This is a genomic window from Thiocapsa marina 5811 (assembly GCF_000223985.1).
GTDB classification, from domain to species: Bacteria; Pseudomonadota; Gammaproteobacteria; order Chromatiales; family Chromatiaceae; genus Thiocapsa; species Thiocapsa marina.
Genome location: NZ_AFWV01000002.1, coordinates 361,755 through 375,139, shown reverse-complemented (window position 1 = coordinate 375,139; position 13,385 = coordinate 361,755). Strand labels below are relative to the sequence as shown.

11 protein-coding genes are annotated in these 13,385 nt (G+C 65.7%); 4 read left to right on the top strand and 7 right to left on the bottom strand.

Annotation, left to right across the window (positions count from 1 at the left end; translation table 11 throughout):
• Positions 1 to 261: 261 nt before the first annotated feature.
• The 7 genes from THIMADRAFT_RS04035 to THIMADRAFT_RS04005 form a co-directional block, all read right to left on the bottom strand.
• Positions 262 to 2,100, bottom strand: coding sequence for a nitric oxide reductase activation protein NorD (locus THIMADRAFT_RS04035; protein WP_007191692.1), 1,839 nt, complete (start codon positions 2,098 to 2,100; stop codon positions 262 to 264).
• A gap of 64 nt (positions 2,101 to 2,164) precedes the next feature.
• Positions 2,165 to 3,268, bottom strand: coding sequence for a 4Fe-4S binding protein (locus THIMADRAFT_RS04030; RefSeq protein WP_007191691.1), 1,104 nt, complete (start codon positions 3,266 to 3,268; stop codon positions 2,165 to 2,167).
• A complete protein-coding gene (locus THIMADRAFT_RS04025; RefSeq protein WP_007191690.1) occupies positions 3,261 to 3,674 on the bottom strand; it encodes a hypothetical protein in 414 nt (137 codons plus the stop codon). Before THIMADRAFT_RS04025 ends, THIMADRAFT_RS04030 begins: the two co-directional genes overlap by 8 nt.
• A gap of 201 nt (positions 3,675 to 3,875) precedes the next feature.
• Positions 3,876 to 4,754: a CbbQ/NirQ/NorQ/GpvN family protein gene (locus THIMADRAFT_RS04020; RefSeq protein WP_007191689.1), complete on the bottom strand. Its 879-nt coding sequence runs from the start codon at positions 4,752 to 4,754 to the stop codon at positions 3,876 to 3,878.
• Positions 4,755 to 4,760: 6 nt separating this feature from the next.
• Complete coding sequence (locus tag THIMADRAFT_RS04015) at positions 4,761 to 5,042, bottom strand: cytochrome C oxidase subunit IV family protein (protein WP_040729750.1); 282 nt, start codon at positions 5,040 to 5,042, stop codon at positions 4,761 to 4,763.
• A gap of 8 nt (positions 5,043 to 5,050) precedes the next feature.
• A complete protein-coding gene (locus THIMADRAFT_RS04010) occupies positions 5,051 to 5,635 on the bottom strand; it encodes a cytochrome c oxidase subunit 3 family protein (RefSeq protein WP_007191687.1) in 585 nt (194 codons plus the stop codon).
• Positions 5,636 to 5,731: 96 nt separating this feature from the next.
• On the bottom strand, positions 5,732 to 6,031 hold the full coding sequence (locus tag THIMADRAFT_RS04005; protein WP_007191686.1) for a hypothetical protein: 300 nt from the start codon (positions 6,029 to 6,031) through the stop codon (positions 5,732 to 5,734).
• An 83-nt stretch (positions 6,032 to 6,114) separates the two neighbouring features.
• Here THIMADRAFT_RS04005 and chrA point away from each other — a divergent pair, with 83 nt between their 5' ends.
• The 4 genes from chrA (at position 6,115) to THIMADRAFT_RS03985 (ending at position 13,381) form a co-directional block, all read left to right on the top strand.
• Complete coding sequence (chrA, locus tag THIMADRAFT_RS04000) at positions 6,115 to 7,530, top strand: chromate efflux transporter (RefSeq protein ID WP_007191685.1); 1,416 nt, start codon at positions 6,115 to 6,117, stop codon at positions 7,528 to 7,530.
• 600 nt (positions 7,531 to 8,130) lie between these two features.
• Positions 8,131 to 8,847, top strand: coding sequence for a CerR family C-terminal domain-containing protein (locus THIMADRAFT_RS03995; RefSeq protein ID WP_007191684.1), 717 nt, complete (start codon positions 8,131 to 8,133; stop codon positions 8,845 to 8,847).
• Positions 8,844 to 10,223, top strand: a complete 1,380-nt coding sequence (locus THIMADRAFT_RS03990) for an efflux RND transporter periplasmic adaptor subunit (RefSeq protein WP_007191683.1) — start codon at positions 8,844 to 8,846, stop codon at positions 10,221 to 10,223. Before THIMADRAFT_RS03995 ends, THIMADRAFT_RS03990 begins: the two co-directional genes overlap by 4 nt.
• Positions 10,220 to 13,381: an efflux RND transporter permease subunit gene (locus THIMADRAFT_RS03985; protein ID WP_007191682.1), complete on the top strand. Its 3,162-nt coding sequence runs from the start codon at positions 10,220 to 10,222 to the stop codon at positions 13,379 to 13,381. Before THIMADRAFT_RS03990 ends, THIMADRAFT_RS03985 begins: the two co-directional genes overlap by 4 nt.
• Positions 13,382 to 13,385 lie beyond the last annotated feature (4 nt).

Here is a 13,385-nt window from a genome sequence, read left to right as displayed (position 1 = left end):
ACGGGAGCGGCCAAAGTGTGCCTCAAACCACGCACCTACCGCCGAAGACGCTTCTCCGGCTCCGCGAGTTGCGCCTCGGCATCCTGTCTTACCTCGTCGGAGAGTTGGTGAGCTCGACGTTTGGTGCATCCACAACGATTAGCGGGCGCGCGGTTTAAAATAATATATTTTTTAATACTTTAAACCGCACGGCTCCAACAGCCATCAAGTCTGCCGGGGCCGATCCTATCCAAAAACGTCGCATACTGCGCCGGGCGCGGTTTAAGCCGTCAGCCGCGCGTAAAGAACCGGGAGCTGCGCCGGAAGCTCTGTTGGCCGGCGGATGACGACATAGCCGCCGGTGCCGAAGAGGTGGGGGAGATAGTCGTTGCCACGCTCGTCGATGGTGACGCAGAAGCAGGTCAGGCCGAGGGCGCGGGCTTCCTGGACGGCGCGGCGGGTGTCTTCTATCCCGTAGCGGCCTTCGTAGCGGTCGAGGTCGTTGGGTTTGCCGTCGGAGAGGATCAGCAGGAGACGGCGTCCGCCCGGTTGCGCGGCGAGCAGGCGAGTCGAGTAGCGGATGGCTGCGCCCATGCGGGTGTAATAGCCGGGCTTGATGGCGGCGATGCGCCCGCGCACGCCGGCGCCGTGCGGCTCGTCGAAGTCCTTCAGACTGTGAATGCGCACCGGGTCGCGACGACGCGAGGAGAAGCCGAGCATGCCGAAGCGATCGCCGGTCGCGGCCAGGCTCTCGGCGAAGAGAAAGAGACTGTCGCGGATGACATCGATGACGCGTGCGTGGTCGTCAACCCAGGTGTCGGTCGAGAGCGACAGATCCGAAAGCAGTAGGCACACCAGATCGCGCGCCCCCTTGCGCATGTCGCGATAGAGTCCGTCGGCATGGGTGCCGGCACCGGCTTGGCGGTCCGTGGCGAAACGCAGATAGGCGTCCAGATCGATCTCTTGTCCATCGGACTGACTGCGCTGCCAGACCCGCGCCGGGGCGAGGGCCTGAAACTGGTGGCGCAGCCGATGGGCCGTACGGCGCAGGTGCTCGGGCAGCGCGCAGGGTGTCGCGTCCGCGGCGATGAGCGGGACCACGCGACACTGATTCGGGCAAAGTGTACCCTTTCGCCAGTCCCACTCGGGCAAGAGGATCCCCTCCGAGAGGACCAGATCGTCCTCGGACTCGGCCGGCAGATCCAGATCGAATTTCAAACGCGCGCCGGATGCCTGACGGTCACGCGCGACCGAGATGCGATCGAGATCGGCCGCGGCGGTGCGGGCGCGCTCCAGATCGTCCTCCTCGTCGGTCCCGCGGTCGACCTGGACGTGCTCGCCCCAGGTGAGGATGTTCTCCATCCGGATCGTGATCAGCCCCTGGTCCTTCTCCGGCATGGCGACCCGCTCGGCACGTCGCCGACGGCGCTCGCCGAGCGACTCGACGGCGGCATCGCGATCGATATCCTGCGCCTCGCCGCCGGAGGGATCGGAGCAGGCACCGGCCGGGAGCTCGGGATCGGGATGCAGCCAGAGCACGACCGGATACGGCGGACGGCGCGCTGTCGGGAGCCGCGTGACACTGCCGGGATCCTTCAGCGCAAGACGAATGGCCTCTTCACGCGCACGCTCGTCTGCCGGCAGGGCGCGCGGATCCGGGCGCAGGTCGAGATGGGCGTCGAGCAGCCGCCGGTAGCGCGGGCGCAGGCCCGGAAATCGCGAGAGCGTCCGGCGAGCCTGGTCCTGACTCTCGACGAGCCAATCTCGGGTCGGGCCTGTCTGCTGGGCCGCGAGCGCGGCGAGCCAGATGTAGAGATCGCGATTGAGTGCGCGCTCCGCGAAGAGGTCGATCCGGGCGGGAAGCCGCAAGGAGCGCTCGTCGCGCCAGGCCAGCTCGACCTTCTCGTCGAGCCCGGCGAGTCGTTGCAGGAATCCACGACGGGCGCCGTGTGCGCTCGCCTCAGCCGCTTCGACCTGCAGTCCGCCGTCGCCGCCCAGAGCACGGAAGAAGATCCCGATCGGGACGGCCACCTCTTCGAGCGTCACCGCGGCAAAGGGATGCCGCCGCTCCGACAGACGGGTGATGGCGCGATGCCAGAGTGCTCCGACTTGCTCTTCCATGTCGGCGTTCAGCGGCTCGTGGAAAGGTGGTCAAGCCGCAAAGGCGCACGGGATGCGACGGTGTTCATGCGCTTCGAGCCGTCGCGCCGCCTGTCTGCGCGGTCCAGGACGGACCCATCGCGTGGTTCGGCTTGTCTTGTTGTCTGCCGGGCCTGTGTCGTGACTCGGAAGGCAGGCCGGATTCCTGATTCGGCGTGCTCGGGCGTCCGGTGACGACCGACAACGCCTCCGCGCCGTCTACCCAGCGCAGCAGGCTCTGCTGCGGGTCGCCGTGCTGGACCTGTGTGCAGGCCGAGATGCATTCGGCACACTCGGTACAGGTGAACATCTTGCGTTTGATCGTGCGCGGCTTCAGACGCATCGGACAGGCATGGTCGCAGGCGTTGTCGCAATCGGCGCAGGCGGCTGCGCGGCGGGTGTCGAAGCCGACCACCATCGCCCGATCGTTGGCCATCCAGGCGAGGCTCTGGAACAGACCGACCGCGCAGACATAGCGGCAGAAGAAATGGCGCGCGAGCAGGAACTCGACAGTGAGCGCGATGGTGGCCGCCGTCAGGAAGATGCTCTGGTTACGGGTCAGGGTGCCGTTCAGCAGGTTGTGGTAGATCTCGAAGGGCGGCAGGAGATAGGTGAGCAGGGCCAGCGCCCAGAGGAAGGCGAAGCCGACCACGGCGAGTAGGGTCGGGATCCAGTACCAGCGGTTCCAATACGGAGCCGACGCCGGGGACTTCGGGCTCGGATCCGGCGCGCCGGTCACCGTCATCGGGATCGGACCGCGCAGCGGCGGCGGCAAAGTGCGGCGCTCCCAGATGCTGGGTTTGCCGGAGGCCCGGCGCATCAGCGCGTTGATCGTCTCGACAACCGAGAAATGCGGACACAGCCAACCGCAATAGAGACGCCCGTAACGCCAGGCAATGAACAAGAAGAGCGCGGCACCGCCGAAGATCGGCAGAAAGCCGCGCACGAAGAGGTTGAGCGTCGCATCGCCGATGCCGGTGCGACCGGCGAGAAAGTCCTCGATCCCGAGCGTCCAGTGCTGCCCGAACAGGATCGCGTGACCGAGCGTCAGATCGATCCGAAAGAGATCGAGCGGCGGCGCCAGCAGGAAGAGCGCAAAGAAACCGACCTGAAACCAGGCTCGCCGTTGTTGCAGCCGGGTTCTAGACATGGCGTTTTGCCTGAGGACACCCGCCCGGAAGCGGCGGCCCGACCAAGGGGTAGCGCCAGCAGTGTCCAGCCAACGCCTTGGTCAGGCCGAAGACACCGAGCAGGACCAGCGTGGTGTGACAGACGATGAAATAGAGGATCACCAGCGTCCAGACGTACATGGCTCCGGCACCGGCGATCGCCATGACCGCGGAGATCACGATGATCAGTAGCACTCCGGCCCAGAGACTCGCGCGGACTGTTTGATCCAGGTGTGCAGCCGCCAGCGGTGCGCGACCCTCCCGCCCCCAAAACGCGAGCACCAGCAGGAGCAGAAAGCCGATCCCGGGCAGGATGAGCAGGTTGGCGAGATACAGCGACTCGGCGGCGATGGCGATCCGCTGACCTACAGGCCGGGTACTTTTCATAAGACTTCGACCTAAACCGCGCACAGTGCGGTATGCGATGTTTTTGGATGGGATCGGCCTCGGCAGACTTGACTACCGTTGGAGCAGGCGCGGTTTAGGATATTAAAAAATATATCATTTTAAACCGCGTCCCCGCTAAGGGCCGTGGATGCACGAAACGTCGAGCTCACTCGAAAATGAGCATCTCGCTCTGGACGCGGTTTAAACAAGTGTCGCATCGATCACCTCCGCGAGTGCCGCGATGGTCTCGGCATCGTCGGTCAATGGCTCGACCAGCGCGGCGAGACAGGCGTCGCGTGGGTCCATGCCGGCCTGGATCAGGGTCGCCGCATAGACGAGCAATCGCGTCGAGACGCCTTCCTCGAGGTCGTGGTCCTTGAGTGCGCGCAGCGAGCCGGCAATCCGCACCAACATCTCGGCCCATGCGCTCTCGATCCCGGTCTCTCCGATCAGGATCGCGACCTCCAGGCGTGGCTCGGGAAAGCCGAGCGTGACAGCGACGAAGCGCTGACGCGTGCTCGGTTTCATCCCCTTGAGCAGGTTCTGGTAACCGGGATTGTAGGAGACGACCAGCATGAATCCGGGCGGCGCCTGCAGGGTCTCGCCGGTGCGCTCCAACGGCAGGATACGTCGATCGTCGGTGAGGGGATGCAGCACCACCGTGGTGTCCTTGCGCGCCTCCACCACCTCGTCGAGATAGCAGATGGCGCCCTCGCGCACCGCACGCGTGAGCGGACCATCGCTCCAGAAGGTCCCCTCGGCGCCGATCAGATGGCGTCCCACCAGGTCCGCCGCGGTCAGATCGTCATGACAGGCGACGGTGTAGAGCGAGCGCTCCCAGCGCTCGGCCATATAGCGCACGAAGCGGGTCTTCCCGCAGCCCGTCGGCCCCTTGATCATCACCGGCAGGCGATTTTGGAAGGCGTATTCGAAGAGCGCGACCTCGCGGCCTTGCGGCTGATAAAAGATCGACTCGCGCCGGGTCTCGCGCTGGGTCTCGGCGGACGCCTGCGCCGCGTGACCGGCCATCGCGCCGGTGTTCGGAATCGAGATCGGACGAGCGGCGTGTCTGGATGTCATCTGTGCTCAGCCGGCGAGTGTGAAGGCGATGGTGATCAGGGTTCCCGGGATCAACAGCCACAGGAGAATCACGAAGCGCCAGGGTCCGCGTACACCCTTCAGACCCATAAAGAAATCGCCGATGAGCTGACCCTTGATCAAGGCGAAGCCGAGCACGAGCAGCGACAAAAACAAGGCCCTGTTTCCCGAGAGCAGCTCGAAATAGCCGACGGCGAAGGTCACCACCGTCAGCACGACGAGCAGCAGATAGATCCGTGTGCAGGGACGTATCGCGATTTGGGTTTTCATGATGGTGTTCATCGCATCACATAGACCAAGGGGAAAAGGATCAGCCACACCAGATCGACCATATGCCAATAAACACCGCCGGTCTCCATGCCGGTATGCTCGCTCGCGGAGTAAGCACCTTGGTGCGTCTTCAGCGCCACTGCCGCCGGGATGACCATGCCGAGCACGACATGCAGGAAATGGAAGAAGGTCAAGGAGAGATAAAACATATAGAAGGTGTTGCTGCTCAGCCGCACGCCTTCGCCGAAATGGTGGGCGTACTCCGCCGATTTGACGACCAGAAACAGGGCGCCCATGGCCAGCGCGGCGAGCAGCCAACGTACGCTCGTTTTGGGTTGATCCTCGCGGATCGCGGCAATGGCGCGCACTACGAAATAGCTGCTGGTGATCAGGGCCAGGGTGTTGATCAGCGCCGCACCCTTGTCGAGCGTGGCTTGGTATTCGTTGAACATCGCCACGTCGCCCATGCGCGCGAAGGCATAGGAGGCGAAAAAAATGGCGAAGACCGCTAGCTCGGCCAGGATGAAGATCCAAATCGCCAAATCACCCGGCGGGTAACGGACGGGCGGCGCTGCCGTGAGCGTTGCGGACATCGAGGGCTCTTGATCAGGTCGGATCGGTGCGGGCATCGGCGGCCCTTGATTGACCTGCATCCTAGATGGGCTGTCGGTTATCGGCTTTGATCGACATCAAATCGGGTAAACCGGGATCCAGTCCTGCGCGCCCTTCGGACAACCAGCCGACCGCGCGCATCTTCTGCGGAGTCCCCGCAGACGAAAGCCGCAGGCAACCGCCTGATGATTCAGGAAGAAAACGACCGGGTGCCCGCGCTCGAGCATGTTCGATGCAAAGTGCATCGCGTGACCGGCAGTGGCAGTCTGACTCGTCGACAGATTGACGAACAGGCCCATCGACTGATCTTCGGTGGCTTGGGCGTTGGTTACGACGCATAGAGTGATGAGCAGCAGGCCCAAGGACCAGGTGATCATACTGTCCCATCACATCGCTGGCCTGAGCGAGGCCCCTCCAGGACACGAACAGGTCCGAGAGGATTCCCGCTCCGAGATCCTTCATGGCAACGACACGCGAGACCGCCAAAACATCACCCGGTCGATCGCCCGCGCAAGCCCCTGCATCCTCGCCGCCGCGACCCGTGACCCTCGGAGATGCCTTTCGCTACTGGCTCAAGCTCGGCTTCGTCAGCTTCGGCGGACCGGCCGGACAGATCTCGATGATGCATACCGAGCTGGTGGAGCGCCGACGCTGGATCAGCGAGCATCGTTTCCTGCATGCGCTGAACTTCACCATGATGTTGCCCGGACCCGAGGCGCAGCAGCTCGCGACCTATATCGGCTGGCTGATGCACGGCACGCTCGGCGGCATCATGGCGGGCGTGCTCTTCGTGCTGCCGTCGCTCGCGATCCTGATCGCGCTGACCTTCGTCTATTTGGCGTACGGAGACCTTCCGGTGGTCGCCGGCATCCTCTACGGGATCAAGCCGGCGGTTACGGCGATCGTGGTGTTCGCGGCCTGGCGCATCGGATCCCGAGTGCTGCGCAACGGCGCTCTCTGGGCGATCGCCGCGGCGGCCTTCGTCGCCATTTTCGCGCTGAACGTGCCTTTTCCGGCGATCGTGCTCGGCGCGGGCCTGATCGGATTTCTGGGCGGGCGGATCGCGCCGGATCGATTCAAGACCGGCGGCGGGCATAGGTCCGGAGACGCCGCTTACGGTCCGGCGATCATCGACGACGACACGCCGCTGCCGGCGTGCGCTCGCTTCTCGTGGCGGCTCTCGTGGCGGAATACCCTGGGCTACGCCCTGATCGGACTCACGCTCTGGTGCCTGATCGAGGGTCTACTCTGGCTCGGCTACGGCTGGCAGGGAACGCTGACCCAGATGGGCTGGTTCTTTACCAAGGCGGCATTCGTCGCCTTCGGCGGTGCCTACGCAGTGCTGCCCTACGTCTATCAAGGCGGGGTCGAGACCCATGGCTGGCTGACCGCGACCCAGATGATCGACGGGTTGGCACTCGGCGAGACCACTCCCGGGCCGCTCATCATGGTGGTCGCCTTCGTCGGCTTCGTGGGTGCCTGGACCAAGGAGATCTTCGGCCCCGATGCCCTGCTGCTCGCCGGGATCGCGGGGGCGAGCGTGGCGACCTTCTTCACCTTCCTGCCGTCGTTCCTCTTCATCCTGATCGGTGCCCCTGCAATCGAAGCGACGCGGCATGATCTGACGTTCACCGCGCCCTTGACCGGCATCACCGCGGCCGTCGTCGGCGTCATCGTCAATCTGGCGGTGTTCTTTGCCTGGCATGTCCTCTGGCCCGGCGCGACCAAGGAAGCGCCTTTCTCCGGCCCCTTCGAATGGTTCTCTCTTGTGCTCACGATTGGAGCCTTGGTCGCACTGTGGCGCTTCAAGGTCGGCATCATACCGGTGATCGCGGCGTGTGCGCTGGCCGGGCTGGGCTACTCTTTCATGGCGTAACTTGGCCCGTGTTGTTTCCAAAAGGATTTCGTCACGAACGTCTGGAATTTGTGGACCTCGCCACCGGCCATCTATCGCACAATGCGACACCGCCCAGGGGGTGTTCGCAAGACCTGACGAGTCAGACCAGTCGCTCGGTGACAGATCCGGAGTGATCGCTCGGGACATGTTGCGGACGGCCGCATTCGACCCTGTGAGGGACTCTGAACGGCCAGGAGCCGTCTCCCATCAACCGAAAGCGACTGACTCTTCGATCCCGATACCGGAAAGTCGCTCACGGCTCAACGGGGGACAAGTCACGACCCATTCCAGCCGCGGGCTCTCCGGTGGCCCAAGTTCGCGTTGGAATGAACAGCGGACACTCGCCACGTCTACGAGTTACGTCTACCGGGTCTAGGCTGTCCTCTGAACTGCTAGAAGTGCCGGTACCTCGGTTACGTTGCGGCATTCAGGGAAGCAAGGTCCGCCGCACCGGATTTGTCCGTTCTCTTTCCGCGAAGTCTCCTGATCTCTGCGGCTTGATTCAATCAATCGATTGATCTACAGTTAGGCCACATGCCGCAGGTTCCTGCATCCCCGTGCCCCAGCTTGAGCGCTATCGTGTCCGACCGATCCGCAAATCCCGAAACGCCCGACACCCGCCAGCGCTTGCTGCGCAGTGCCCTGCGCGCCTTTGGGCACAACGACTACGACGCGGTCTCCAACCGCCAGCTGGTGCAGGACGCCGGGGCGAATGTGGCGGCGATCTCCTATCACTTCGGCGGCAAGCGCGAGCTCTACCTGGCCACCGCCGCCTACCTCGCGGAGCAGCTCGGCGAGGGCATGCGCGAACAACTGGTGCGCATCGAGCAGGCGCTGCCCGACGCGTCCGCAGACGACTGTCGGCGCCTGCTCGGGCAGTTGCTGGGGGATTTTGCGCTGCGGTTGCTGGTCGGTCCGCTCAGTGAAGACGCGCCCGGCTTTATCTTTCGCGAACAAAACCAACCCACCGCGGCCTTCGATGTGCTCTATGAAAACCTCTTCGGTCCGATGCACGCCGTCATGGCCGAGTTGGTCGCCGGCGCCCGCGGCCTGGCGCAGGTGGATACCGAGTGCCGCCTGGTGGCACATGCGCTGACCGGACCGACCATTGCCTTCCGTGCCGCGCGCACGACGCTGCTGCGCCATCTCGGCCGGGACGCCTACACCGACGACGACGTGGCGCAGATCCAGGCGCTGCTGTGCGCGATGACCGAGGCCGCGTTGGACTATCGTCCGCCCGGCTGCAATGCCCCCCAACCCAGTCCCATCAAGCCCAATTCAGGAGCAGACCGATGAATGCCGAGCGACCCGTCTGCAAGCACCGCTGGCTGATCCTGCCGCCCATTGCCATCGGCATCGGCATCCTGGTCTGGATGGCCCAGGGCCGTGAACCGCCGGCGCGGACCGAGCAGGGCGAAACGGCGCGTCCGGTGCGTGTCATCGAGGCGCCCGCGGTCGAGCTGGCGCCGAGTGCCGAGGGCTACGGCCCGGTGCGTCCGGCGCGGGTCTGGAAGGCGGTGGCGCAGGTGTCCGGGCGCATCATCGAGATCCACCCGCGGCTGCGCGACGGCGAGATCCTGGCGGCGGGGACCGAGCTGATCCGCATCGATCCCATCGACTATGAGCTGGCCCTGGCACAGGCCCAGGCCGAGCTCGCGGAGCTGGAGGTGCAGGAGCAAAACGCCCTTGCATCGCTGGAGATCGAGGAGCGCAATCGCGACCTCGCCCACCAAGAGCTGGAGCGGCTGCGCAAGCTCGGGACAAAGGGGACGGTTTCCGACAGTGATGTCGACCAGGCCGAGCGCGCCGCGCTGACCAGCAACAGCGCGGTACAGAATCTGCGCAACACCCTGACCTTGATCCCGACCCAGCGCCGCGTACTGGAGAGCCAGGCGACCCGTGCCCAGCGTGACCTGGAGCGGACCCAGATCGTTGCACCCTTCGATCTGCGCATCGCCAACCTGGCTGTCGAGGCGGATCAGTACGTCGGTGTCGGTCAGACCCTGTTCGAGGGCGACTCGGTGGACCGGGTGGAGATGGACATCCAGGTGCCGCTGTCCGCGCTGCGACGGCTGTTCCTGGACCTGCCCGCCGAGGGGCTGACACCAGACTGGGCGTCAGATCAGGCGCCAGACCTTCGGCAGGCCGCAAGCCGAGTGGTCGATCCGACCCAGTTCAACGCGCTGCTACCCAAGCTCGCGGGACTCGATCCGCTGGTGCGGCTGGATCTCGGTAATGCCGTGGCCGAATGGCAAGCGGAGTTCGTGCGCATGGACGATCAGGTCGACCCGCAGACCCGCACCATGGGCGTGGTGGTGGCCGTCGACCGGCCCTACGACCAGATCATCCCCGGCCAGCGACCGCCGCTATCCAAGGGCATGTTCGTGCAGGTGGTGCTGCGCGGGCGCAGCCGTGGGCCGCGGGTGCTGGTGCCGCGCGGGGCGGTGCGCGATGGCGCGGTCTTCGTCGTCGACGATGAGCAGCGCCTGCGCCGCAGGCCGGTCGAGGTGTTGTTCGACCAGGACGGCAATAGCGTCATCGCCTCCGGTCTCGAACCCGGCGAACGGGTGGTGCTGTCGGATCTGGTGCCTGCGGTCGACGGCATGCTGCTGGACCCGCGGCCGGATCTTGAGCTGGCCGAGCAATTGCAAGCCCTCGGAGTCGCGCCATGATCGCCTGGTTCGCACGCCACCAGACCGCGGCCAACCTGCTCATGGCCGCCATCATGATCCTCGGTCTCACCGCCCTGCCGGGCCTACAGCGCGAGACCCTGCCGGAGATCCAGAGCGACAAGGTCCAGGTGCAATTGATCTACCGCGGCGCCACGGCGGAGGATGTCGAAGACGCGGTGTGCCGACGACTGGAAGACGCTATCGAGGGCATCACCGATCTCGACGAGCTACGCTGCGAGTCCCGCGAGGGCATCGGCACCGCCACCGCGGTGATGCGCGAGGGCGCGGACATGGTGCGCTTTCTCGACGACGTGAAGTCGGAGGTGGACGCCATCGACGACTTTCCGGACCAGGTGGAACCGCCGGTGGTCACCGAGCTCGGCCGCACCGAGCCGGTGATCTCGCTGGCGGTGACCGGACCGCAAGACCCGGTCGACCTCAAGGCCTACGCCGAGGATCTGAAGGACCGGATACTGGCCGACACAAAGGTTGCCGAGGTCAGCGTCGTCGGCTTCTCCGACCACCACATACGCATCGAGGTGCCCGCCTGGCGGCTGCGTCAGTACGGCCTATCCGCCCAGGACATCGCCGATGCCGTTGGCTGGCAAAGCCTCGGCAGCCCGGCGGGGCGGCTCGAGGGCGGCGCCGAGGACCTGCTGCTGCGCTTCGACGATCAGCGCAAGCGCGCGGAGGACTTCCGCGATCTGGTGGTCATCTCCGGCGCCGGCGGTGCCAGCATCCGGCTCGGCGAGATCGCGACCATCACCGACCGCTTCGACCGCGACGAGGACAAGATCCTGTTCGACGGCCAGCGTGCCGCGGTGCTGGACATCGCCAAGACCCGCGACCAAGACGTGCTCGATCTGCTCGGGCAGGTGCGCGACTTCGTCGCCGCCGAGCAGGCCGCAACGCCTGCCGGCGTCGCGCTGTACCTGACCCAGGACCGCGCCTCCATCGTCCAGGATCGGCTCGACATGCTGGTGCGCAACGGCGTGCAGGGTCTGGCGCTGGTGTTCCTGGTGCTGTGGCTGTTCTTCGGGCTGCGCTACAGCTTCTGGGTCGCCATGGGGTTGCCGGTGTCCTTCCTCGGCGCGCTGTTCCTGCTGCCCGCCTTCGGCATCACCATCAACATGATCTCGATGGTGGGGCTATTGATCGGCGTCGGTCTGCTGATGGACGACGCCATCGTCATCAGTGAGAACATCGCCGCGCGCATGGCCAAGGGCGACGGCCCGGCCAGGGCCGCCATCGAGGGCTCGCGCGAGGTGCTGCCTGGCATCCTGTCGTCGTTCGCGACCACGTTGTTGGTGTTCGGCTCGCTGGCGTTCATCTCCGGGGAGATCGGGCAGATCCTGCGCATCATGCCCATCGTGCTGATCCTGGTGATCTCGGTGAGCCTGCTGGAGGCCTTTCTGATCCTGCCGCACCATCTGAATCATTCATTGGCGCATCAGCGCGCCGATGGGGGGCTAGATGGCGACGGGCAACGGCCATCGCGCTTTCGGCAGGGCTTCGAGCGCGGCTTCGGGCGCCTGCGCGACCGGACCTTCGGCCGGCTGCTCGACCGCGCGGTGGACTATCGCTATCTCACCGTCGGCCTGGTGCTGATGCTGCTGATCGTCGCGGTGGCGATGCCGGTGGGCGGCAAGCTGAAGTTCGTCGGCTTCCCGGACCTGGACGGCGACGTGGTGGAGGCTCGCATCCTGTTGCCCCAGGGCACCCCGCTGGCACGCACCGAGGCCGTGGTGGCGCGGGTCGAGACGGCGCTGGCCGAGGTCAACGCCGCCTTCCGCGCGCGCCAGCCGGACCGGCAGGACCTGGTGCAATCGGTCACCGTGATCTTCGGCGAAAACCCGGACGCCTACGAGACCGGCCCGCATGTGGCCCGCGTGGTCGCGGACCTGCTCGGTGCCGAGGAGCGCGATGCCGCGCTGAGCGAGGTGCTCAACACCTGGCGGGCCGCGGTCGGCGAGCTGCCGGACGTCATCGGTATCAAGTACACCGAGCCCGCCATTGGCCCCGGCGGACGCCCCATCGACCTGCGCCTGGTGGGCGCGGACCTGGACCAGCTCAAGGCGGCGTCCAACGAACTGCAAGCCTATCTGAACCGCTTCGCCGGCGTGCAGGACCTCACCGACGACCTGCGCCCCGGCAAGCGCGAATATCGGCTGCGCCTGAAGCCCGACGCCGGCGTGCTGGGTCTGGACGCGCGCCAGGTCTCGGAGCAACTGCGTGCCGCCTTCCAGGGCGTGAAGATCGACGAGTTCCCGCTCGGCGCCGAGACCTACGAGGTCAATCTGCGCATCGACGCCGGCGACCGTACCGGCCCGGCCGATCTGGAACGATTCACCATCACCGGCCGTGACGGCGCGCTGATCCCGCTCGCCAACCTGGCCGAGGTGGAGCAGGTGCGCGGCTGGGCGCGCATCCATCGCGTCGACGGCCAGCGCGCGGTCACGGTGCAGGGCGACGTCGATCGCGATCTTGCCAACGCCCAGGAACTGCTCGCCCAGGCCCGCGCCGAATTCATCCCCGGCCTGCTGGAGCGCTTCCCGGGCGTGCATCTGGACGTGGAGGGCGAGAGCAAGGAATCCGCCGAGACCGGACAATCCATCGGCCGCAACGTGCTGCTCGGCCTGATCGGTGTCTACATGCTGCTGGCGCTGCAATTCCGCGGCTATCTGGCGCCGATCACCGTGATGCTGGTGATTCCCACCGCGTTCATCGGCGTCGTCTTCGGCCACATGGCCCTGGGGCTGGACCTGACCATGCCCAGCATCGTCGGCATGGCCTCGCTGTTCGGCGTCGTCGTCAACGATAGTATTCTCCTGGTCACCTTCATCCGCCAGGAGCGCCTGCGCGGCATGGCCACCATCGCCGCCGCCAAACAGGCCGGCCGCGCCCGCTTTCGCCCTATCCTGCTGACCTCCATCACCACCGTCGCCGGCCTGACCCCGCTGCTGCTGGAGAAGAGCCTACAGGCACAGATCCTGATCCCGCTGGCCACCAGCCTCGCCTTCGGGCTGGTCACCGCGACCATCGCGGCGCTGTTTCTGGTGCCGGCGGCCTACGTCATTCTTGACGACTTTGGGGCGTTGGGGGCACTGGAGGCGGAGGCGGACGGTGAAACGCTGGCGGTCCACGAAGTTCGCGCGTAGCGGC